This is a genomic window from Flagellimonas sp. 2504JD1-5 (assembly GCF_053618295.1).
Genome location: NZ_JBSIOU010000001.1, coordinates 988,665 through 1,014,718 on the forward strand (window position 1 = coordinate 988,665; position 26,054 = coordinate 1,014,718).

The window sequence follows — 26,054 nt, forward strand, 5'->3', positions numbered from 1 at the left end:
ATTTCCATAACTTTATAATGTTTTAAAATGGTTGCGTTGACTAAAACCTTTAATAGGGGATTCCTGAAATTCTATCTGGTCCTTTGTAACCTGATTAGAAGAGAATGGGGACTAATACTTACCATGGGCCGTTAACCCAGGATTTGGGTGAGTTCACCCCATTCTCTTTTTAAAAACCAAAGTTATCCACAAAAAAGGAAGTTATGAGTCTCCCCCGGACCCCCTCTTTTCAACATCATAAACAATGGTTTTAAATAGAAAGTTAATCTAAAGGTATTTGGGGAATTATAGCTATCGAATGCCAACCGCTAAAAACGTAACAAAGGCATTTGTACTATAATTGTTCTTATGTTATATATAATCAAAAAGTAATTATAATTACATACGGCTGTTTTCCAAATTCAGATAGTTAATAAGTGAACATATTCACTAAAAAACATTACTTTTGGTGAGTTAATTCACTAATAGGAATGATTAAAAGAGTTCTAGAGCAGACAATTGTTCAAAAATTAGGCAAAGGGAAAGCCATAATTCTAATTGGACCAAGACAAGTAGGAAAGACAACCCTTATAAATTCTATTCTGGAGAACAAAGAACATCTGTTTCTGGATGGGGACGATTCTACGGTAAGAGCATTACTCACCAACCCCAATACCGAACAGATCAAAAGTATTATAGGAGGTCATGAAATTATTTTCATAGATGAGGCCCAAAGAATTGAAAATATTGGGTTGACCCTCAAAATAATCACGGATCAATTCAAATTAGTGCAATTGTTGGTGAGCGGTTCATCAGCTTTCGAATTGAACAATCAAACCAGGGAACCTTTGACCGGACGAAAATGGGAATACAAGCTATATCCCATTTCGTGGCAAGAATTGGAAAGTAGCATTGGTTATGTGAAGTCTGAACAGCAACTTGAATTGCGGATGCTGTATGGCATGTATCCAGATGTCATCAATAATCTGGGAGATGAGGTTGAGGTATTGAAAGAACTAACCAATAGTTACCTGTACAAAGATATTCTGGCGTTCAGTGGTATTCGAAAACCCCAAGTATTGGAAAGGCTATTGCGCGCATTGGCTTTACAAATTGGGAATGAAGTGAGTTATAATGAACTTGCTCAACTTGTAGGAGTAGATAAGAACACGGTAAGCAATTATATCGATATTCTTGAAAAAGGGTATGTGATTTTTAGATTGACTAGTTTTAGTAGAAACTTACGGAATGAAATAAAGACCAACCAAAAGATTTTTTTCTATGATACGGGGGTGCGAAATGCCATCATTGGAAATTTTAATGCTCTTGATAGTCGTAGTGATACTGGTGGACTTTGGGAAAATTTTTTGATTAGTGAGCGCATCAAAAAATTGGCCTATGAAAATTCTTTGGCCAATTCTTATTTCTGGAGAACCAAACAGCAACAAGAAATTGATTACGTAGAGGAAATATCAGGAACGATAAAGGGCTATGAATTCAAGTGGAACCCTAAGGCCAAAGCGAAATTTCCAAAATCCTTTATGGAAACCTACGATGCCGATATTGACGTGATTCATCGGGAGAATTTTCGAGAGTTTGTCATGTGATCACTTTTTAAAACAGAATAAGTTAATCGATACTTCTGGCAATAACCTCGAAATTCCCTACAACAATAGTGGAATTATCAGGTGCTTTTTTATATTTGAGAAATGAAGAAACACCTACTCCTACTACCAACCCTTTTTTTTAGCCTTCTTATTTCTGCCCAGGAAAAAATCCCTTTCGTAGACTATAATACTGTAAATGAAAAGGTAGGTGAAACCGCAGAAAAAGGAGAGTATGAAAAAACAGTGGAATATCTTAACAAGATTAGCAAAAGTGACTCTACCTATTGCTCGGTAATGGTTACCAAATCATATTATTTGATGGCTCAAAAAAAGTATAATGAGGCCATTGCAATAACGGATGAAGGACTTGGTTCCAAATGCTATGATTTACATAGTTCATTTTACGTAAACAAAGTGGCTTCACTTTTGGGGCAGGATAAAAATCAAGATGCTCTTGATATTTGTGAAGTAGGATTAAAACGTTTTCCACAGAATAAGACCTTATGGTACAATAAAGGAGTTTGTTTGGAAAAAACAGACAAATGGGAGGAAGCAGTTGATGCATATCAAAAGACAATTCTTCTAGATCCCTTTTACAAAAACGCTTATTTAAAACTGGGAGACATCTGTTACAAACAAGAATTAATTAGCCAGGCCTTAATGTCCTATAACATGTACTTGGTGATTGAACCTGATGCCAGTAATGCGTTTAGCCTTTTAAAGCTGCTCAATACCACCGCGCAAAGTAAGAATACGTATGAGAAGAATCCTGATATAAATGTTTCTGAGGATGATGAGTCGTTCGAAGAAATTGACTTGATAATCAATAATCGAGTTGCATTGAATGAAAAGTATGAAACAGGCAACGAAATTGACATTGCGCTTATAAGACAAAACCATGCCCTTATGGAGTCTCTGAAAAACTTTTCAGGTAATGGGGGATTTTGGGATACCAAGTTTGTCCCATACTATCAATGGATAGTGAATCAGGGGCTTTTTGATGCTTTCAGCTATACCATCTCATATTCTATTGAGAATGAAACTTACGCAAAAGTTATAGAAAAGAAGATAGATGAGATTCAGGAGTTTTTTGACCTATCCAAACAGAAGTGGGTTGATATCGTAAAGAACAATACCATAAAACAAAATGGAAAAGTAGAAACGTTGACTTACTATTTTGAAGATGGCTATACCAAAGGCATTGGTAAAACTGAAAATAATGTTGTCGTAGGGCCTTGGGAGTTGTTCAATGATAAGGGAAGATTGACAGCAAAAGGAACATTTAGTTCTGATGGTAGTAGAGATGGAGAGTGGATTTTCTACAACGCACAAGGAAAAATTAAAGAATCGGCCCAATATGTAGATGGAAAATTGAATGGAAAAAATGTTCTATATCATGAGAATGGAAAACAAAATATTCTTGCCAATTACAAGAATGGTAATTTAGAAGGAGAGTATTTACTGTATAACAAAAATGGCGCATTGCAACAAAAAAAACAATTCAAAAATGATGAGTTGGATGGTGAGTTTTATTCTTACCATGATGTTGGTGAAGAACTACTAAAATCCAAAGCGTCGTATGTAAATGGAAAGGTAAACGGAAAGTATAGCGAATACTTTCCTACTGGAACGATAAGCTCCGAAATAAATTTTAAAGATGGAATGGCTCATGGTCAAGAGACTAAATATTATTTAAATGGGCAGCTAGACACCGATTTAAACAGCAAAAATGGATTTGTTGATGGGTATTACAAGCTGTTTTATCCAAATGGGTCGTCAAAAGAGGTTGGACAAACTTTTGAAGGGAATTATGTAGGACACTGGCAAACTTTTTATAGCAATGGCACTCTAGAAAGCGATTTTAACTACGATGACAAAAGCCAAACGGACGGTGAATATAAATACTATGACATTGATGGAAAGCTACACTATATTTTTGAATACCGCAGAGGTGAATTTATTGCCTATAAGTACTTTGACAAAGAAGGTAATGTGATTGAAGAAAACCGCAAAAAGGGAGGTGAATTTTATTACAAAGGGCATTCTTCATACGGTAAAATCAAGTCTGAAGGATTATATGATATTAAAGGAGGAAAGAAAGGCAAATGGAAGTATTATTCCAAACATGGCATTCTTACTGATGAAGGGGTGTATGAAGACAATAATTTACAAGGAGAGTATAAAGGATATTATACAAGCGGGGAATTGCAATCTATTTCCCATTATAAAAATGACTCACTAAATGGTTATTATGTCAATTACCATAAAAACGGAAAAATAAAAAGACAAGGATGGTACAAGGACAACAATCTTCATGGAGAATGGAAATCATACGCTCCAGATGGCATAGTTTCAGAAATCAATTTTTATCATAAAGGGTTGCTTCACGGAGAGCAATTGCTTTTTTCTGGAAAAGGACTTAAAACCCAAGCCAGTATTTACAATTACGGCGATCAATTAAACGACACTTATTATGATATAGATGGGAATGTTGCCTATACTATTAAATATGAGAGTGATAAAGAAAAATATGAGTTAGTATTCCAACATCAAAACGAAAAACCAGGTACGAAAATAACATACGTCAATGGCATAAGACATGGCCCTTTTTCATATTTTGATTTCTATGGAATAAAGAAAACCGAAGGTAATTACTTAAACGGAAAGTTACATGGAGAGGTGACTTGGTATCATGATAATGGAAAGGTCGAAACCGTGGCGAATTATATGAATGGAGAATTGGACGGGGATTATATTTATTATTATGAAAATGGGACTATAGACACCAAAAATTATTATAACTCAGGAAAGCTCCAAAAGAATGCTGTAAGCTATTATGAAAATGGCAACATAAAAAATAGAAGTGAATATTATGATGATATGCGACACGGTAGAAGAGAAACTTATAGTCCAACTGGAAAATTGCAGCTTGTTAGATTTTATGAGCATGGACGTTTAAAAGGTTACAGCTATCTGGATGAAAATTTAGAGGAGGTGCCAATGATTCCTATGGAGAACGAAACAGGTAAAATGTTGACCTATTATGATAATGGGAAGATATCAAGGGACATGGAGTATAGTAATGGGAACTTGGTCAATGTGTACAAAGAATATTATTACTCAGGGCAATTGCTAGAAGAAATATATTATATCAAAGGAGAAATTGACGGAAGAAGAGTTGAGTACTTTTCCAATGGCAATGTTAAAAAAGAGCGCAATTATACATTAGGTAATCTAAACGGTATTGTCAAAGAGTATTTTGAGAATGGTAATCTGAAAAGGGAAACAACTTATTTGCATGATGTTAAAGAAGGTGTCTCGAAAGAGTATGATGAGAATGGGAAATTAATAATTGAAGAAACTTATTTCAATGGCGATATTATTTCATCTACTTCCAAATAGAAAGGGTTTGAGAAAAAGAACGCTTATCATACTGCTACTTGGGTATACCTCATACTCACAAATTTCTACTGACTATAAAAAGTATAAGGAGCAATATCCAAACGCCCAATCTATTAGATTGAACCAAGAGACAGTTTTGAATATTGGTCTTGACAAGGGACAATTTGTAATATCCCAAGAGTTTTTAGAGGAAGACATATTCCTGTATGACAGTGCTAAAAATGACGCAAAACAATCTTTGAGCTATTCCTCTTTTTACGAGTTGGAAAAAATTGAAGCATCTTCATTTGTGATAAGGGACAATAAGTATGAAGAGCTAAAAGTTTCTGATTTTAAGGATAAAGATGAACTGGATGGATCATTTTACGATGATGTAAAATCAATCAATTTTATTTTCCCCAGTTTAGGCCAAGGAGCAAAAACTAGACTAAGTTATAAGCAAACAATAAAGAACCCACGTTTTTTAAGTGCCTTTTATTTCGGGAACTTTTACCCTATTCAAAATAACAAGTTCACTATCATTTCTGACAATGCCATTAACCTTAGGTTTCAAGAGGTTAACATGGAAGGTGTCCAAGTGGAATTCACTGAAAAAAGGACTAGAAAACAGAATATATATACTTGGCAAATAAAAAACATTGATGAATTCAAGTATGAGGAAAAAGCACCCAATTATAAAAGCATTTTACCACATATCATCCCAATCATTGTTTCATATCAAACCAATGGAAAAACTGTTAACCTTCTTGAGGATGTGTCGGATTTATATAGGTGGTACTTTTCCCTTGTGGAAAATTTAAATGAAGAGCCAGCTCCTAAAGAATTGGTGCAACTTGTTGAAGATCTAACAGCTGACAAAAAAAATGAGCTTGAAAAAGTAAGAGCCATTTATTACTGGGTACAAGAAAATGTAAAATACATAGCTTTTGAATATGCCTTGGGCGGATTCGTTCCAAGAGAAGCTAATGAAGTTTTTCATAAAAAGTACGGTGATTGTAAAGACAACTCCAATTTATTATTAAAAATGCTCGATATAGCCAATATCAAAGGAAACCTAGCTTGGATTGGCACAAGAAGTATCCCATATAGCTATAAGGATGTTCCAACTCCATCAGTTGATAATCATATGATTTTACATTATGAGTATCAAGGGAAATCTTATTTTTTGGATGCTACTGGGAGGTTTAACCCTATGGAAATACCTACATCTTTTATTCAAGGAAAGGAGGCATTGGTTTCGATGGGAAAAGATTCATTTATGATAAAAAAAGTCCCAATTATTGATCCATCAAAAAATATCTATAAGGATTATTCTGTTATCGAGTTGCAAGGCGATAATTTGAAAGGAAAATCAAGATCTGAATTATCTGGTTATGGAAAAATAGACCTCTTCTATCGCTTGGAAAAAAATAATACTAAAACAAAACTCCTTGATATATACAATTCAGGTTTTCGAAAGGGAAATAACAGTTTCCAAATATCCGATTTTACCGAGAACAACAAATATAGCTATGATAAAAACCTCATTGTAGAATATGATTTTAACGTGCCCAATTATGCCAAAACTTTGGGAGATGAGATCTATATTAACTTGAATCTGGGAAGGACTGTCATTTCTAACTTAAAAACAGATAGTGATCGAACTGTTCCATTGGAGCACAGATATTTAGATTCAGGAGAGTATCAATACGTATTTAATATTCCTGAGGGCTACACAGTTGATTATTTGCCTGAAGGCATAAATCTATCTAATCAATACTTTGACTATGGCATTACTTATGAACTTAAACCAAATCAAATAGTCTACAAGCGTCACTTTAAGCTTAATGCATTGATTTTTGATTCCGATGCTCAAAAAAAAGTAAACCAGCTTGCAAAAAAAATTGAGCGGCAACATAAAGAGGTTGTTGTGCTCAAGAAACAATAATATAACTTCCAAAACCCATATGAGAAATCTTTATTTTCTGGTAATTGTTTTTTTATCCTATTCGATTCACGGCCAAGACAAACTTTTCGTGTCAAACTACAATTGGGATGAAACCCCTAAATATGAATTACCTGTAGACAGTGAAGAGCCAATGATGGCTTTAAAGGAAAAATACGTTACAGAATTTGCCTATTCGGATAACGCTTTTACTGAACATTATCTGGAACACAAGGCGTTTTGGTTAAACAGCAATGAGAAAATTGAGGCATATAATAAAATATATTTGCCTTATTCCACAAATTCTGTGCTGCTTGAAAACAAAGCAAGGGTAATTACCAAGAATGGAAAAATCATTGACTTGGACGAATCAAAAATATTGACCGCTCAAGACGAAGAAACGGGGAAACACTACAAGTATTTTGCCTTCGAAGGAGTGGAAAAAGGTAGTGTCATTGAATATTTTTATGTAGAAAAGAAAAAGCCAAGCTACAGCGGAATAGCATTTCGGTTGCAATCAGATTTTGAGAAAAAAAATGTTGATTTTGACTTATACTCTCCATCGAACCTAGTATTTCAGTTCAAAAGCTATAATGGATTGCCAGAAGTCGTTAAGGATACATTATCAAAAGACAGATTGCATTGGAAATTAAATTTAAAGAATCTAGAAGGTTTACTCAAGGAGGAACAAGCTCCTTATGCTGCCTCTCGTGGCTATTTGATTTATAAGCTTGACAAAAATCTAAAAACCAATAAAAGCGACTTATCCTCGTATGGAAACGTTGCTCAGAATATTTATAACTATTACTATGCTGAACCAAGCAAGAAAGCAAATTATTTAATTCAACAGTTTGTAACCTCTTCAACTAAAAATAGTGATGATTTAGAATCCAAAATCAGAAGTATTGATAATAGAATAAAATCTGGCTTTATCTTATCGGAATCTGGAGGTGATAACCTGAAGAATCTAGAGGAAATTCTTGAAAAGAAGATTGCTAGTTCTACTGGAATGATAAAGCTTTATGTCACTCTGTTAAGACATTTTCAAATAGCTCATGAAATTGTTATAACATCTAATCGTAAAACTTTAAAATTTGATAAGGATTTTGAAGCCCACAATTTTTTGAAGGACTTCTTGATTTATTTTCCTGACCTGAAAACTTACCTTTCACCTACAGATATGCAATCCAGATATGGTTATCCACCAGCCTTTTTAACGGATAACTATGGTCTTTTCATAAAGGAGGTAAGTGTTGGGTCTTTTAAATCTGCTATAGGGAAAATAAAATATATTGAACCATTGAATGCTGATAAAACCATTGACAAAATGGTAATTGATGTCCAGTTCGACCAAGAAGATTTAACCTATAACTCGATAAAGTTACAGCGTTCTTTTTCGGGTTACTATGCAATGCCGTTCCATCCGTATATGGATCAAATAATTGGAGATAACAGAAATGAAATGATGGAGGGACTGGCAAAAACCATGAATGAGAATATTGAGGTTAAAAAAATGGAATTGGTCAATGAAAGCCCAAACCTTTTTGGGATAAAGCCAATAGAGTTTATAGTGGACTTAAAGTCTGATGCTTTTGTTGAAAAGGCAGGACGAAAATACTTATTTAAACTAGGGGAACTAATAGGCCCTCAAATAGAAATGTATCAAGATAAAAAACGCGTTCTTCCTTTGGAGAACGAGCATACCAGAAGCTATTACCGAACACTTAACATTACTTTACCAAAGGGCTACAGGGTGGTCAATCTGGATGAACTCGACATAGAGAACAAGTATGATGAAAATGGAGAAGAGCTCTTTTCATTTATCTCATTTTATGAATTAAAGGACAATGTTTTAAGCATTACCGCAGACGAACATTATAGAACCAATATTGTTGCCCCATCCATATTTGAGGAATTTAGAAAAGTGATCAATACCGCTGCGGATTTCAATAAAATAACATTGATATTAGAGCCTAAAGGATGATAAGGGAATTGACCCTATTTAAAGTAGAAGCTCAACCGCCTTGTCCAAAACTGAATTATCCAGTTCCTTGAGGTAAGCCTGGGTAATTGCCAAGTTCTGATGTCCAAGGGATTCACTGATAATGTCCGTAGCGACTCCCTTTTGTTTTAGGCAATTGGCAAAACTGTGTCGGGCAACATAACTACTGATGTTCTTTTTAATTCCACATAAATCTGCCAATTCTTTTAATTGTTTATTATAAATGCCCAAAACCTTATGCTTTCTGTTGGCTATTTGTACAGGGTCAAGGTCTTCCTTTAAAAGGATGGGAAACACATATTTCTTACTTCTACCATATAGCTTATAGTAATCTAAATGTCTTGTACGGGAGGGACTATTTTGACACTAAAGTTTCCTTTGGTCTTTGACCGGGTGTAATAAATGTAGCCCGAATGGATATTTTCCCATTCCAATTCCATCATGTCCTTAAAATTCATCCCCCTGGTATAAAAGCTAAAAACGAAGTAATTTTTTGTGTCAATTAAATGAGGATAATTGCTCATGTCAAGGTTTACAATGGCCATGACCTCATTAAAATCTAGGGCTCTTTTAGCAGCCTTTCCCTTTAGCTTGGAAATCTTATATGCTCTAAAGGGATAGTAGCTCTCTTTTGTGATACCTCGTTGAATGGCCATATTGTAAATAGCCCTGATCGCTCTCATTTTGACACCTATTCCCCCGTCGGTTCCTCCCTTAGACCTTAAAAATGCCTCATACTTGTTTAAGAAAGTCGGATTCAGTTCTCTAAATGTTAGGCTTTGAAATTTATTGAAAATTTTCACAGAGGTTTGTGCGTCATAAGTCACTTTGGCATTTCCAATTCGTCCTGCTCTTTTTTGTTCATCTATGATTTCATCCCAAAATGCAAAAACATCCTGTTTGATCGGATTGTAAGCGATTCTATATTTTCGGTCAAAATCATAAATCGTATAATCAGGGTTGTCAATTTCCAATTCAGTGATGACCTTAAATGCTCTTTCCTTAAACTTTAATAACAGCCTATTGTTTTGAATGTGGTTTTCTTTTCGCTTATTGAAACTTCTTGTTGAGTCTACCCACTCATCAATTTTGGAACTGAATGGTGTCTTGTAGAATTTGGATTGCCGTTCTTTGGTTACCCGAAGGAAAATGGGATAGGTTCCATCTGATAATTTTTTCTTCCTTAAAATGATTTTTATCGAGGCCATAACTGATATGTTTTTTAGGATGCCTTTTGATATTTGGGTACAACATAGGTACAACAAATAGGCTATTAAATGTAGAATTTATGCAACCAAAAACAAAGCCAAAATCGCTAAAATATTGGAAATCAGAACAAAAGAAATCAAATATAACTATATGATAATCAATATTTTAAGTCTGCTAATCAGAGAGTCCTTGGTTCGAGCCCAAGAGGGGGAGCAAAAAGAAAAAGAGCTGCACGAAAGTGTGGCTCTTTTTCTTTTTAACCTTTTGTTGCATGAAGTTTATCCCAAGCGCAGACGAGAGGAGCCCATGAGGAGGAGCAAAGCTAAATTAGGGTTTTCGGGAAACCGGAAGTCTTTCTAGATTTAAATAAAAACAAAGAGGTTCTCTTACTTTCTTGATGACAATAATAGGTTTTCTCGTATTAGAAGCGATCGGATACTATTGATTCACTATATTAGTACCTCATTGGACTAACACAAACATTTTTTATTTGGTTTTTTTTAAGGAAATGACTGTAATGCCTGTCATATCCAGAAGATTCTTATGCCTTATAAAACCTAGTTAAGTATTAACCAAGGGAATTAAAAAATTCCATGATTTGAGAACTGTCCATGAAAAGAAGAAATTATCTAAAAACCTTATTGGTTGGAGCTATTGCTCCCTGTATTTCACCTTCCGTACTTGCTAATAGCACGTTTAAACCTTGGCCTTACCCACAAGGACTGAGCTTTAATAGTAATTGGCATAATTGGCCCAATATGAAATGGGTGGGACCCGAATATTGGGGTAACCGACTGCAAGATTGGTATTTGGAGAATGGCAAGGTCATCTGCGATGTTACCGACAAGAATCGAAGCCTTCATTTACTCCCTGTTCAAAAGCCTGAAAAAATGGTTGGTTTTATCACTTCTGTTACGGTTGATGTGCTCCACCCAAAACTGGAAAGCTATGATGAAGGATGCTTAGGGATTCTGCTAGGGGTAAAAGGGCCTAATAATGATTATAGGTCTGCAGCAGTGTTTGGTAAAGGAACACCTTTTGGGTTCACGCCAAAGGGCAAGCTCAAAGTTGGTAACCGGATTTTTGAAACTCCGTTGAACACTATTCCTAAAAAATTTGGACTCATAGTTGAGGCAATTCCCGACAATAATTCTTATAAAGTTAACGTTTCCGTGACCAATCCAGAGGAGGATGTTCTACTTTACAAACAAGAATTGATTGAATGCTCTAATGCCCAACTCACTGGCAATTTTTCCTTGTTGTCCGATTTTAAACTTAAAAAAGGAGAAAATTCCGAAGTGCCAAGTGCCGCATTTTCCAACTGGCATATTGCTTCGGAGGATTTAACCTTCAATGAGGATAATTTCTTTGGACCGATTTGCTTTACCCAATATACCTTGAACAAAGGCAAGCTTAAGCTTACCGCCCAGATGGCGCCTATTGAGAAAATTGAAGGACATTTTGTTCATTTTGAAATGAAAAATGATGAAGATATCTGGGAAACTTTTCAATCAAAGACCATTGAACCTGAGGGGCGTTCTGTTCATTTTTCTGTTATCGATTTTGTACCAGAAAATGATGTTCCCTTTAGAATAAGCGTTGACATTCCTTTGAATCATAAAATTGAAACTTACCATTATGAGGGAACCATAACCAAAGAGCCTCATCACAAAAATGAAATCAAAACAGCAGTTTTCAGCTGTAATTTTCACTACGGTTTCCCGGACGTGGATATTCCGGAAAATGTATCCAAATTAAACCCGGATATTATCTTGTTTCTAGGTGACCAGTTTTATGAAGGAACAGGTGGTTTTGGAGCCACTTTTAGAGGAGAATTTGATAAAATGTGCCTGGATTACCTACGAAAATGGTATATGTTTGGCTGGTCGTATCGTGACTTGTATAAACATAAGCCATGTGCCATAATCCCTGATGACCATGATGTATATCATGGCAATATTTGGGGTGAGGAAGGTGAAAAAGCCAATACTTCCAGAGGTTTTGGGGCCTTTGCCCAAGATAGTGGCGGCTATAAAATGCCAGCGAAATGGGTGAACATGGTGCAACGAACCCAGACGGGTCATCTACCTGATGCGTACGACCCATCTCCCGTGAAGCAAGGGATAGGGGTATATTATACCCATTGGAACTACGCAGGGATTAGTTTTGCTATTCTAGAAGATAGAAAATTCAAATCGGCACCTAAGAATGTGCTGCCTAAAGAAGCTGAGGTGAATAATGGTTGGATAATGAGTGATGACTTCGACATAAAGAAATATCGTGATGTTGACGCCGACCTTCTGGGTGAAAGACAGCACAAGTTTCTTGATGACTGGGCTATGGATTGGAGCAATAATGTCCAAATGAAAGCAGTTCTTTCCCAAACCAATTTTGCCACTGTCGCAACACTTCCTGAAGGGGCCAAGACCGGAGCTGTTATACCTTCTTTGCCCATACCGAAAAAGGGAGAATATGTGAACGGTGATCGCCCAACGGTTGATATGGATTCCAATGGTTGGCCCGCCAAAGGGCGTGACTTTGCCGTAAAAAAGATAAGAAAAGCTTTCGCTTTCCACATAGCAGGAGACCAACATCTGGGCAGTTTTATCCAATATGGATTGGATGTGCATGGAGATAGTGGATATGCCTTTGCAGGACCGGCCCTAAACAATATATGGCCGCGTAGATTTTGGCCTGATATTGACAGTAGTAAACACACCTACGAAGATCCGGCTTATTTGGGTGAGCATATGGATGGTTTTGGAAATAGAATGACAGTTTTCGCAGTTGCAAACCCGCATGACACAGGTAAGGAACCCAAAATTTTGCACAATAGGGCAGTGGGCTATGGTTTGGTAACTTTCAACAAGAAAACAAGGACCATTAAAACCGAATGTTGGCCAAGGTTTGTTGACCCAACTATTCCGAACAGCCAATATCCAGGATGGCCGATTACCATCACGCAGGCTAACAATTACCCTAGAAAAGCGGTCGCGTGGCTTCCGAAGATTAAATGGACAGGGAACTTTCATCCTGTAATAAAGGTGTTCGATGGCCAAGAGCAACTTGTGTATGCCATAAGACCAAAAACCAGCGGTTATAGACCAAAGGTTTTTGAAAAAGGAATCTATAAAGTTGAAGTGGAGGTGCCAGAACTGGGGTTAAAAAAGACCTATACCAATTTGAGATCAAGAAATAAGGATAACAAGACCATTGTTGTCAATTTGGAAAGCGAATGATTTAAACCTTATGTAAGAGGTTCAGGTGCTACGGACTGTAAAGCCACTATATTATATTTTTCAATCAGTTTGGCTATACCCACCTCTTTACATTCACTTTTAATGGCCATGGGGGGTTTTCCAAATTCGTCTTTGAAACACTTGGTGAAGTATTTTGAATTTTTATAGCCTACCATATAGCCCGCCTCGGAAACATTGTATCCGTTTTCAAGGAATAACAGGGCCGCATGTTTCAATTTCAGGGTTTTGTGAAAATCGACAAGGGTCTTTCCGGTAATTTCTTGGCATTTTCTGTAAATCACCGAATAACTCATATTCATAAGGTCGGCCAGATCTTCTAACCTAAAGGTTGTGTTTTCCAAATGATTATTTAGCGCATTTACCAATCCTTCCAGGAAAAGATCATCCTTGGATTTGACTTTTTCCATTTGTGGGTCACTGATCACATCTGTTTTGTGCTTGCTTATTGTCTTTGCTTTGCTTTCAAGAATGTTGTTCACCTTTACCAAAAGCTCATTGGGATTAAAGGGTTTTTGAATATAGGCCAAAGCCCCGGTCTGTAACCCCACTAATTTGGTTTTGGCAGCATCCTTGGCCGTAAGCAAAACAATTGGAATATGGGTGGTCGCTTTTGATTTGATCAGGATCTTGCTCATGGTTATCCCATCCATCGCAGGCATCATAATATCACTGACAATAAGGTCGGGGAGGTTTTTTTTGGCCAACTTTAGCCCCTCTTGTCCGTTGTCGGCTATCAATACATGGTATTTCTCATAAAATAGGTCGCGTAAAAATATTTGCATTTCCACATTGTCTTCTACAATAAGTATCGTGGCACGCTTATCAACTTTGGTTTGTGCTGAAAGGTCCAACTCTCGGAGCAAATCCACTTCGGCAAGCAATTTGGGGAATTTAGGTTTTGTATTGATACCAACTCCTTTTTCTTCTTTGGAAAAGAAATCCCCTGTTTTTAAGCTAACCGTAAAGCACGTTCCCTCATCTGAAGAGGCAACTTTTATTTTACCATGATGCAGGTTCACCAACTCCTTGGTAAGTGCTAGTCCTATGCCCAATCCCTTTACATTCTTTCCCACTTCAGATTGATAGAACATCTCAAAGATATCTTCCCTCTCCTCTTGGGGAATGCCCGGCCCTGAGTCTATCACACAGATCTTAACCCTTTTTTTGCTCTCCTTCACTTGTAAAATAATTGTTCCGCCCCTTGGGGTGAACTTAAAGGCATTGGATAGCAGGTTGTAAAAAATATGTTCCAGTTTTTCCGCATCGTACCACAAAAACAATTTTTCTTTTGGGTAATCTTGAACAAAATCAATATCCTTGAACCTTGCCTGTTCAGCAAATGAATGGGCAATTTTACCAAGATCTTCAATGATATTTTTACGCAGTGCATAAACCCGGAGCTTGTTAAGCTCTCTATCACGAACTGTCATAAGACCTTTGGAAATCCTGGAAAGTCGTTGCGCATTGTTTTTGATCAAAGAAAGTCTTTGCCGCAACAGTTGATTTCCGTTGGACGCTGCCCTCTGTAACATGTCATCAATGGGTCCTGTGATCAATGTCAATGGAGTTTGTATCTCGTGGGACATCTTGGCAAAGAAATTCATCTTTAGGGCATAGAGCTCTTTCTCTTTGTTGAACTGAAACTCTTCCCTGTGCAGTTTGTTTCTGAGCCGTACCCAAAAAACAATGCCCAATACTAGTAAGACCGCGATAACGCCGTATATGGCATAGGCAAGTCCACTGGCCCACCAGGGTGATTTAATGGATATGGCTATTTGCTTTGTGGGAATATTCCAGATTCCTTTTTGGGTTCCAGCCTTTACTTCAAAGAAATATTCACCAGGAGGGATGTTCGTGTAGGTGGCAACACGCTCCCCTCTTGCGGTAATCCATTCCCTATCAAACCCCTCTAACCTGTAGGCGTAATGATATTCCGGTTTAAGTACATCCCCAATTGCGGCAAACTGAAATGAGAAAGAGGATTGGTCATAGTCCAACTTTAACGATTCTACATATTCAACCCCTTTTTCTATTTGGGTGGGGATCAAATCAGTAGCTGGTTTGTTCAAAACTTCTATCTGGCTAATTGCCAGATTCGGTGTCAGTTCATTTTTTTTAATCAAACTGGGATAAAAAGCGCTTACGCCATCATCTCCGCCAAAATAAAGCATGCCACGGGTTGCCTTAAAGGCACTTTTACGTGCAAAGTTATTTCCTTGAAGGCCGTCAATGTTAAAATATGAACCCAGTGAATCTCTTTTAACATCATAATGGTGGAGTCCATTTCTGCTGCTCAACCACAGTTTGTTTTCATCATCGAACAGCATTGCCGTTATGGTCAAATCTTTAAAACTGTCGTGGTTCATGAACGATTTATAGGAAAGGTCAAGTGTGTTTAGGTGCATCAGCGTGCCTGAAAGGGATGTTATCCAAAGATTATTATCCTTGTCGGATACCATATAGGCAGGATCGTAATTATTGGTGTCCTCACTGTGTGTCTTTTGATAATATTCAATTTTTTTGAAGGATGAGTTTTGTAGAATATCCGGGTTTTCGTCAAACCTAAAAAGACCTCCCCTGTTTACACCTACCCATGTTGTGCCATCCTGTGCTTCATAGATACTTTCTGAAATGACACCAGACAATCCATGCGAACCATAACTGAAATGTGCCAACAGCTTTTCATGTTCATTAAAAAGAAGAATACCCTCTGTTGTTGTGGCCCAAATGCGGTTTTTTGAGTCCAAATAAAGAAAACGAATGTCGGCACTTGATTTTTCGGATATTTCTGGAATCTTGACTTTTTTGAACTTATCCAGATCAGGATGGTATGCGTAAAGGCCATTTTTATAGGTAGCTATCCATACTTTTTGGTTCGAATCTTCAACAATACGTTGAATATATTTTCCTTTGAAGTTAGATGGGTTGTCACTTCTAATCCCATATTGAATGCTTTTTCCATTAGGAAACACCCTGTTCAATCCCTTTCCATCGGTACCTATCCAAAGCGATCCATCTCCTGTTTTGAGCATACAAAGAATGGGAGAGGGAACGTTGTCTTCCGATCCGGTATAGTATTGAACATTGCTATTATAGTTTGGAAGAATATGCATTATTCCTTGCTTGCATACAACCCAAAGATTGCCGTGGGTATCTTCTGCGATATTCGTGACGGTATTATTGGTAAGTGAAAACCTATTATTGTCTTGGTGCCTAAACTGTGTTATTTTATAATCCTCCGCATCAATTTTGATTAATCCTTCCCCATCCGTACCAGCCCAAATGTTTCCACTTTCATCGCAATAGAGCACATAGAATGTTGGGGTATGGCCGGACAGTTTCACATGGGTATCCGAAATTGGGAATGACTCCAATCTTTGGGAACTTGGCTCATACCAATAAAGCCCGAAATGTTCTGAGGCAATCCAAAGTTTGCCTTTTTTGTCGGCAACCAAAAGGAGAGAATGTGAAACTTCATCATCAAAAGGCACATCCAGTTTTTGGAGTTGTTTAATATCCTGTTTGTAACCATAGACCTTGCCCCCCAAGGTACTTATCCAAATCTGGTTCGAATCCGTTACTGCAATATTGTTGATTGCTTGGGGAAGATCTTGAATATTGGGCAGGGTTGCGACCCTGGACATTTGTGAATGGGAGTAATCATATTTGTAGAGAGAGCCTTCGGCCGAACCAAACCAAACAAAATCGTCATAAGGAACAACAGCGGTAATTCGGAAAGATTTTTCTCCTCCAGATAAACTATCCTTAAAATGGATATACTTACCACTTTTGTCCATTCGTGTCAACTCACCATTATATGTGGCCAACCAATAATTGTTCTTTGGGTCTTTTTTAAAATATACCTTACGCTTGTTAACAAACTGGTATCCAAAAATGGTAGAATAGGATTTAAAGTCGAAATCATACCCATTGAATTTATAAATACCGTTAGTGGACGAAATAAGGATATTTCCCAGACTGTCATTTTCTATATTGGTAGAGGGGTGGAACGCCCTTTCAAAATGGATGAAGTTATGCAGCTCTTGGCTTTTAAGAAATTGAAAGTTGGTCAGAACAAGAATGCAGAAAAGGCCAAGTTGAATATGAAAGGCATTTTCAGCTTTCAGCTTTACATTTTTAAGAAGTGTCTCCTTTATTTTTGTCAATCCAGTTCCCATGTTCTCATCTTATTCCAAGCCAAAATCTATATGGTATCGATTCGCGGAACAGTGCCACGACAATAATCGTATTCAAATTACATTTTTTTTGGACAAACAACGAATGTTGTCGTACACATAATGTAGTTAAAGATATTTTAAATTGAGGATATACAAACGGAAAAGGCCTAAAAGCTGAAAATTTAGGTGGTCTTAGACTAAAAAAGATACCCTTTTTGCTAGCGGTTATCCTAATATTTGACAATACTCAATTGAACGAGGACTAATCATAAAAATACCTTTTGAACATATTATGAATTCACGAAGAAGTTTTGTAAAAAAATCAGCGTTGGCAGGTACCGGTCTGGCGCTTGCGCCCAACCTATCTTTTGGTGCCGGAAAGAATACCTATGCAGATAAATTAAATGTTGGTCTTATAGGTGTTGGTCTGCGTGGAACCAATCATTTAAATAACCTTTTGCTAAGGGATGATGTTATAGTTGGGGCCATTTGCGATGTGGACGATGCAAGGATTCGATTGGCTTTGGATATCATTTCAAAAAAAGGAAAAGAAAAACCTAAGGTCTTTGGCAAAAATGACTATGACTATCAAAACCTGCTTGACCTGAAAGAGTTGGATGCGGTAATAATTGCAACACCTTGGTTATGGCATACCCGAATGGCCAAAGATGCTATGCGAGCCGGAAAATATACAGGACTTGAAGTATCGGCAGCGAATACCCTTGAAGAATGCTGGGATTTGGTCAACACCCATGAGGAAACCGGAGCACATCTAATGCTTTTAGAAAATGTCAATTACCGAAGGGATGTGTTGGCCGTGCTCAACATGGTCAAACAAAACCTCTTTGGGGAAATGGTTCATTATAGATGTGGGTACCAACACGATCTTAGGGGCGTACTTTTTAATGATGGCAAAACTGCCTATGGAAAAGGAGCTGAATTTGGCGAAAAAGGCATTTCCGAATCCAAATGGCGTACACCACACTCCCTATATAGAAATGGAGATTTCTACCCAACGCATGGGGTGGGTCCCATTGCCGCTATGGCCGACATCAACCGAGGAAACCGTTTTTCGACCATTACATCGCATGCCACCAAGGCCATTGGGTTTAAAAATTATATTGTGTCGCAAGGTGGTGAGGAACATCCCAATGCAAAATTAAAATGGAAGCAGGGAGATATAGTAACAAGCACTATCGAGACTACAAATGGTGAAACCATAATCATAACACACGACTGCAATTTGCCCAGACCCTACTCTTTGGGTTTCAGGGTGCAAGGTGCCAACGGATTATGGGAAGCAGATGGTCGCCGAATCTATATTGAAGGAGCATCGGAACCACATAGATGGGATGAGGCCAAGGAGTGGGTGGACAAATACGAGCATCCCTTATGGAAAAAATATGGAGAATATGCTAGAGGAGCTGGGCATGGGGGAATGGACTTCTTTGTAATCAATGCCTTTGTGCAATCTGCCCAGCAAAATATAGCACCGCCAATGGATGCTTATGATGCTGCCGCATGGAGCGCAATTACCCCGCTTTCAGAGTTGTCCATTGCCAACAATGGTGAGCCACAGGATTTTCCTGATTTCACAAGAGGAAATTGGATAAAAAGAAAACCCTACAATTGGATTAAGGACACCTATTAAATTTTAATGCAACCAACTATATAACTAAAACAAATTACTAACTAAAAAACGAATGATTAATGCAAAAACTGAAAGTTAAACTCGTATTTCTGTTGACCTTTGTTATTTGCGGTGCAATATCGGCCCAAAACATTAAGGTGACGGGAAATGTAACAGATGCTGATACTGGGATTCCCATTCCAGGCGCTAGCGTTATAGAACAGGGCACAAATAATGGAGTCGCAGCAGATTTTGACGGAAATTATGAAATAACCGTTGCTTCTAGTGCATCGCTTGTAATAAGTTCCATTGGTTTCGTTTCGCAAACGATTTCGTTAAATGGACGAACCACGATAAATGTTTCCCTATCCCCCGATGTTTCGCAATTGGACGAGGTGGTTGTGGTCGGTTTCGGTACCCAAAAGAAGGAGAATGTGACCGGAGCCACTTCATTTGTAAAAATGGAAGAAGTCCTTGGAGACAGACCCATTGTCAATGCGGCTCAAGCATTGCAAGGAACTGCTCCCGGATTGCAGGTGGTATCAAACTCCGGTCAGCCGGGTGCAACAGGAACCTCCATAAATGTGAGGGGATTTACCTCTATAACAGGAGGAACACCCTTAGTACTTATCAACAACGTTCCAGGTAGTATAAATGACATTAATCCGCGGGATATAGAATCGGTATCCGTACTCAAGGATGCCGCAGCATCATCCATCTATGGTGCTAGGGCGGCATTTGGTGTAGTGCTGATAACCACGAAATCCGCTGGCAGGAATCAAGCTGTGAAGTTTGCCTATGACGTGACCACAAGCGTATCCAGGGCAGGTGAAATTCCTGAAAAGGCCACAACCCGAGAGTTCGTCGAAGCATTGGACACTTTTGGAGAGAACAGTTATTTTGCCGGCCAAAATGTAGATCAATGGGTCCAATTTTTAGATTCGTATGACTCAGGGGGCGATGGTTTAAGTTTGGTGACAGACCCCATTTCTGGAGTAACATATCCAATTCATTATGATGAACCAAGCGGGCAATACTATCCATTGGATGAATCGGATATCATAGGTGATTTTATTGACAATTTTGGATATTCCACCATTCACAACTTTACAGTCAGTGGAGGGAGCGAGACCATTGGGTATCGTTTAGGAACAGGATACAGTTTTGAAGATGGGGTAATGGTTACCAATAAAGACTCATTTAGGAAGTACACTGTAAATGCCTTAGTTAATGCTGACATTTCTCCTAAATTGACCTCAACTTCCAATGTGATTTTTAGATCAAGCATAAGATCGGTCCCTAGCGCGCAGTACAACCAAGCGTTGCAGCTAAGAATGTACGATCCAACTGGCTTTTTTGAAGATGCCGATGGCTTGGTGCTGCCTTTTGCAAGTCCAGGAAATTTAGTCCGTTTTGTGGAACCCAACAAAATTGACGATGACAACCTTAGGTTGTTCCAAAAGTTGGAATATAAACCAACCGATGCAATATCTCTTACTGGGGAGTATACGTATGAGAAGAACAGTATTTTTCAGGAGAACATCAACAATGGTGCACGTTTTTTCAGCACTTTTAGATTCAACCCAACCACTAGTGCAGAGAATGCCGCCAGAAGCTCAAGTATTCGCAATTCGCAGACCCATAGGATTTATAATGGACTTAACCTATATGGAAAATACAGAACCAGTATAGCGGAAAAACACAATTTCGAAATTCTTTTGGGTGTTAACCGTGAAAGCGAAAAGCAGGAATTCTTCAGTGCATTTAGAAATGACCTGATTGACCCAACCACCCCAACATTTAATTTGGCCGTGGGTGAAGACTTTTCGATAACGGATTCCTATTTTGACTGGGCTGTAATTGGCTTTTTTGGTCGATTGAACTATAATTACAAGGAACGTTATTTCATAGAAGGTAATCTGCGTTATGATGGATCTTCATTGTTTGCTGAAGGTGATCGCTTTGTGTTGCTGCCCTCCGTTTCAGCTGGCTGGAATTTGGCCAAAGAGCGCTTTTTTGAAAATGTGGATTTTGTGTCCTTGCTTAAACTGAGGGCATCCTGGGGAGAAATTGGAAATCAAAGAGCAACTCGAATCAATCCAGATAATGGCAACATTGTTAGGGACTATTACCCTACCATTCCAGGTTTCGAGGATTTTAGAACAGAATGGATCAACCTAGGAACCGATTTAAGATATATTTCATTTAATCCGGCCCAATTGATCAGTGCTGGACTCACTTGGGAAACGATCACCAGTAAAAATGTTGGTCTGGACGCCAATTTTTTTGACAATAGATTAACTACCACATTCGACCTGTTCACTAGAGAAACATCTGGAATGTTGATTCCGGGAAATCCTTTGCCAGCTGTGCTTGGAACAGATCCGCCTTTTGAAAATGCAGCAGATCTGGAAACCAAAGGCTGGGAAGTACAATTGGGATGGCAAGACAGAAAAGGTGATTTCAGTTATGGGGTCAATATTAATGTTTGGGATAACCAATCAGAAATCACAAAATATGATAACCCGGGAGGATTGCTAGGGAATCATTTTAACAATACCCCAGATGATAATTTCTATTATGTTGGAATGAAACCTGGTGAAATTTGGGGTTACGTTACAGATGGATATTACACCGTGGATGATTTTGTAGATGGGACCTTGGATGCCGATTTAGCTGGACCAAACCGTGAGTTGAGAGATGGTGTGCCATTCATTGAAAACGCACCTGCCCCTTACCCCGGGGATATAAAGTACAAAGATTTAAACGGTGATGGATTTATCAATAGTGGCAATAATACCTTGATTACCGAGGTTGATGCCCAGGGGAATCCAGTTAGAAATGCAAATGGGGCTATCGATACTGGAACAGGTGACCGAAAAATCATCGGAAATACTACCCGAAGGTATCAATTTGGGATCAACGGAAACGTTGGCTATAAACAGTTCGATTTCTCATTCGTACTAAATGGTGTAGGTAAAAGGGATTTATGGCGAGGTACAGGACCGGATTTAGACCTTATTTTTCCATTCCCGGGAGGGTTTGACCATATTTACAAGCACCAATTGGATTTTTGGACCCCAGAAAACCAAAATGCATTCTATCCCAGGATTTATGGAGATGCATCAACTGGTAATACTGATAGCAACTATGGAAGAAGCCGATTTGTACAGACCAAGTATTTGAGCGATGAGAGTTATCTACGGGTTCAGAATATAACCTTTGGGTATTCATTGGGACAAGGGGTGCTGGACAAACTCAACATTGACAAGTTTAGGATTTTTGTGTCTGGTAATAACCTGCATACATTCGACAAACTGCCTAAAGGGATGGAGCCAGACCAGAGGAACGACGGTGGCAGGTACCCCATAATGGCGCAATTTACAATGGGCTTTAATCTTTCCTTCTAATGGCTAATGACGAAAACAACTCAGTTATGAAAAATATAAGAACAATATCAATGATGGCCCTTTGCCTTCTAATAGGTTTGGGAACTAGTTGCGAAGATGACTTGAACCTTGTTCCAAGGGATGAGCTTTCGGAGGCGACCATCTTTTCCACATATAACAATGTAAAAACATACGCATGGAGCTTCTATGACTTTTTGGAAGGACATCCAAGAACAGCCGCATGGTCCGCTACCCGAGATCTTGATGGTGATTTAATGCAAAACGGAGGCAGCACCGTTTCAAGGGCATACCTGTCGCAAAACATGTCCGTGCCTGCGAGTTCAGGAATTTGGACAAATTCCTATGCCAATATTCGCAAGGTTAATATTATGCTCGATAATATAGGAGATTCCGGTATGACCATTGAAGAAATTGCCCATTGGAGGGGAGTCGGACTATTTTTTAGGGCCCATGAGTATTTCAGGCTATTAAGTTTTTATGGTGGTGTACCATGGGTAGAAGAGACCTTGACCGATTTTGATACGGATATCCTTAATGGCCCACGTGATTCACGTGATACCGTGGCCAGTAACATTTTAAGGGATTTGCAGGAGGCGGTCCAAACCATCAAGGAAAATGGTGATGGCGATAACACGGTAAATGCCGATGTGGCTAGGGCTTTATTGTCCCGATTCGGGCTTTTTGAAGGAACTTGGAGAAAATATCACGGACTGGGTGATCATGAAAGGTATTTCAATGCCTCTATTGATGCTTCAGAAACACTCATTTCAAAATATCCAAACCTTCATCCAAGCTATGATCAAGTGTACAATAGTGAAAACCTTGAAGGTGTTACAGGTATCCTATTGTACAAGGCCTACGTAATCGATGAGCTAACGCATTGGGTTTCAACCAATACTAGGTCAACCAACAATAAGTACGATATCACCAGAAAAGGGATAGACATGTTTATGACCAAAAATGGTCTTCCGATCTATAACGCTACGAACACACAATATCAAGGAGACAAGGATTTCCATGCGGAATTCAGGGATAGGGACGATCGTTTGTTGGTTGTTACCCCACCTCCGTATCGCGTAAATGGGAATGGGACCCAAAATTGGACACCTACCGGAGACGTAGCAGATGAAGAATATTTTGATATACTCATCAACATTACAACCGGATATCCGTTCAAGGAGCTTCCCGATAGAAACTGGTCTGGAAGGGTTACAGGTGAAGTACCAAACTTTACCATGTTATTGCCGACACAGACAGGAAATGGATTTAGGTTCTGGAAGGTTTGGAACGATCATAACGATCGGGTTTCTTCTGCCGATATAAGCGATTTTGCCATTTTTAGAATGGGAGAAGTGTTTCTGAACTATGCAGAAGCAACCTTTGAAATGGGTCAATTTACCCAAAGTGTAGCCGATGCCACTGTTAACAAGTTGAGACAACGAGGCAATGTGGCGAATATGATAGTAGGATCCATAGGAGCGGACTTTGATCCGAACAGAGATCCTTCTATAGATCCAATTTTGTGGGAAATAAGACGTGAAAGGGCCATTGAATTGCTAGGAGACGGTTTCCGTCGCGAGGATCTGAGAAGATGGAGAAAAATGGATTATGCCACGGAAGTGAAATTGGGTAGATGGATCACGCAGGCAGATTACAGTCAAAATATTCCAATACAGGGAAATGCTCCAGTAGGATATGTTCAATTGATCCCAATTGATCCTCCAGTATTTCCGGACCACTATTACTTATTTCCGCTTCCTTCGGAGGAGTTGGTGCTCAACCCCAATTTGGAACAAAACCCAGGATGGTAAACCAAACAAAAAACAAAAAGTATGAAAAGCAATAAAATATTTTTTATCATATGTATTGGCCTATTGGTTTTGGCCATTGGGTCATGTACCAATGATGATGGCTATGCCAAAACGATCAACATAGATCCAACAAAGATTCCTGAGGTGTCGTTCACAGCCTCGGCCACAACAATTTTGCAGGATGAGTCAGTCACCTTTGAAGATACCTCTACAGGAGATCCATTTTTATACACATGGGAATTTGAGGGAGGAAATCCTACCCGAAGTACAGAGGCAAGTCCGACAGTTGAATATCCTATAGCTGGAACATTCAATGTCAGTCTAAAAGTTCGAAACGATTTTGGCGCCAATGAAGTAATCAGAGAAGGATTCATTACTGTTGAGAGTACTGCAGAACCTTTAGATCCGGCCATAACGGTTCGAATGAATTTTGAGGAAAGCTTTTTAAACGAAGGCTCTGTTGGTGGGGCGGGGGCCTCATCTGGGGCGCCTGCCTATGAAACCGGAATAATTGGCGATAACGCCTATACCTTTGACGGCTCCAATGCGGTCACCTTGTCGGGGCACACAGGGGTGAACGGGCCCAATCCGAGAACCGTATCGGCATGGGTAAAGACGACGACCACATCAAGGATAACAATTTCCCATTGGGGTGCATCAGGAACCGGTAGCAGGGCAACCTTTGCGGTGAACCCTGACGGTACCATACGTTCGGAATTCCAGGGAGGAGGCCTGAACAGCACCGCCGCCGTGAACGACGGTGAGTGGCACCATGTGGCCTATACCTACGATGGAGCCGTGCTCACGGTCTATGTCGATGGTATCGCAAGTGCATCCTTGCCCACCACAATAATCGATACAGGAAACGCCGGAGAGACCGATGTAGAAATAGGAGCACAGTTGGGGGCCAGGATATTCAATGGAGCCATGGATGATTTTAGAATTTATGATATTGCTCTTGACGCAGGGAGAATTGGCCTATTGGCGGCCCAACCAACCATCGAGACCCAGTTAAACTTTGAAGGCAGCCTTTTAAACGAAGGTTCTGTTGGTGGAGCAGGGGTGTCCTCTGGAGCACCTGCCTATGAAACTGGGATAGTTGGCAATAATGCCTATAGCTTTGACGGCTCAAATGCGGTCACTTTGTCCGGGTACACAGGAGTCAACGGGCCCAATCCAAGAACCGTGTCGGCATGGTTGAAGACCACTACCACGGAGCGAATCACAATTTCCCATTGGGGTGCATCAGGAACCGGTAGCAGGGCAACCTTTGCAGTGAACCCTGACGGCACCATACGTTCAGAATTCCAGGGCGGAGGCCTTAACAGCACCGCTGCCGTGAACGACGGCGAGTGGCACCATGTGGCCTATACCTACGATGGAGCTGTGCTCACGGTCTATGTCGATGGTATCGCAAGTGCATCCTTGCCCACGACAATTATTGATACAGGAAATGCCGGGGAGACCGATGTAGAAATAGGAGCACAGGCCGGGGCCAGAATGTTCAATGGAGCCATGGATGATTTTAAGATCTATTCAGCTGCTCTTTCTCCTGAAGCAATAATGCTTTTGTCACAATGATAATAATGTAAAAAAGAAGTTTAGTTTGAGTTAGTTCGTGAGAAGATGCCCGCAACATTCG

At 39.1% G+C, this 26,054-nt stretch carries 12 protein-coding genes; 9 read left to right on the plus strand and 3 right to left on the minus strand.

The window, feature by feature from the left end:
- Window positions 1-470 precede the first annotated feature (470 nt).
- From ACULLG_RS04580 to ACULLG_RS04595, 4 genes are all read left to right on the plus strand, one after another.
- Entirely contained in the window at window positions 471-1,586 is a 1,116-nt protein-coding gene (locus tag ACULLG_RS04580; protein WP_452125568.1) for an ATP-binding protein, read from the plus strand.
- Window positions 1,587-1,688: 102 nt separating this feature from the next.
- Window positions 1,689-4,988 (plus strand): hypothetical protein, encoded by a 3,300-nt coding sequence (locus ACULLG_RS04585; protein WP_452125569.1) that lies wholly within the window; start codon window positions 1,689-1,691, stop codon window positions 4,986-4,988.
- A 7-nt stretch (window positions 4,989-4,995) separates the two neighbouring features.
- Window positions 4,996-6,915, plus strand: a complete 1,920-nt coding sequence (locus ACULLG_RS04590; protein WP_452125570.1) for a DUF3857 domain-containing protein — start codon at window positions 4,996-4,998, stop codon at window positions 6,913-6,915.
- A gap of 19 nt (window positions 6,916-6,934) precedes the next feature.
- Entirely contained in the window at window positions 6,935-8,896 is a 1,962-nt protein-coding gene (locus ACULLG_RS04595) for a DUF3857 domain-containing protein (protein WP_452125571.1), read from the plus strand.
- 18 nt (window positions 8,897-8,914) lie between these two features.
- On the opposite strand, the gene ACULLG_RS04600 is transcribed toward ACULLG_RS04595, so the two are convergent.
- Together ACULLG_RS04600 and ACULLG_RS04605 are read right to left on the minus strand one after the other, a co-directional pair.
- Entirely contained in the window at window positions 8,915-9,211 is a 297-nt protein-coding gene (locus tag ACULLG_RS04600) for a tyrosine-type recombinase/integrase (RefSeq protein WP_452125572.1), read from the minus strand.
- 35 nt (window positions 9,212-9,246) lie between these two features.
- Window positions 9,247-10,122 (minus strand): site-specific integrase, encoded by an 876-nt coding sequence (locus ACULLG_RS04605; RefSeq protein WP_452125573.1) that lies wholly within the window; start codon window positions 10,120-10,122, stop codon window positions 9,247-9,249.
- A 612-nt stretch (window positions 10,123-10,734) separates the two neighbouring features.
- Here ACULLG_RS04605 and ACULLG_RS04610 point away from each other — a divergent pair.
- A complete protein-coding gene (locus ACULLG_RS04610; RefSeq protein ID WP_452125574.1) occupies window positions 10,735-13,362 on the plus strand; it encodes a twin-arginine translocation pathway signal protein in 2,628 nt (875 codons plus the stop codon).
- 8 nt (window positions 13,363-13,370) lie between these two features.
- On the opposite strand, the gene ACULLG_RS04615 is transcribed toward ACULLG_RS04610, so the two are convergent.
- Window positions 13,371-17,561 carry a two-component regulator propeller domain-containing protein gene (locus ACULLG_RS04615; protein WP_452125575.1) on the minus strand — a complete coding sequence of 1,397 codons (4,191 nt, stop codon included), beginning with the start codon at window positions 17,559-17,561 and terminating at the stop codon, window positions 13,371-13,373.
- Window positions 17,562-17,853: 292 nt separating this feature from the next.
- Between ACULLG_RS04615 and ACULLG_RS04620 the strand changes: the two genes are divergently transcribed.
- The 4 genes from ACULLG_RS04620 to ACULLG_RS04635 are packed head-to-tail and all read left to right on the plus strand — an operon-like array spanning window position 17,854 to window position 25,993.
- Complete coding sequence (locus ACULLG_RS04620; RefSeq protein WP_452125576.1) at window positions 17,854-19,212, plus strand: Gfo/Idh/MocA family oxidoreductase; 1,359 nt, start codon at window positions 17,854-17,856, stop codon at window positions 19,210-19,212.
- A gap of 59 nt (window positions 19,213-19,271) precedes the next feature.
- Entirely contained in the window at window positions 19,272-22,601 is a 3,330-nt protein-coding gene (locus tag ACULLG_RS04625; RefSeq protein ID WP_452125577.1) for a SusC/RagA family TonB-linked outer membrane protein, read from the plus strand.
- Between the two features lie 26 nt (window positions 22,602-22,627).
- On the plus strand, window positions 22,628-24,412 hold the full coding sequence (locus tag ACULLG_RS04630; protein WP_452125578.1) for a RagB/SusD family nutrient uptake outer membrane protein: 1,785 nt from the start codon (window positions 22,628-22,630) through the stop codon (window positions 24,410-24,412).
- A gap of 21 nt (window positions 24,413-24,433) precedes the next feature.
- A complete protein-coding gene (locus ACULLG_RS04635; RefSeq protein WP_452125579.1) occupies window positions 24,434-25,993 on the plus strand; it encodes a LamG-like jellyroll fold domain-containing protein in 1,560 nt (519 codons plus the stop codon).
- Window positions 25,994-26,054: the final 61 nt, after the last annotated feature.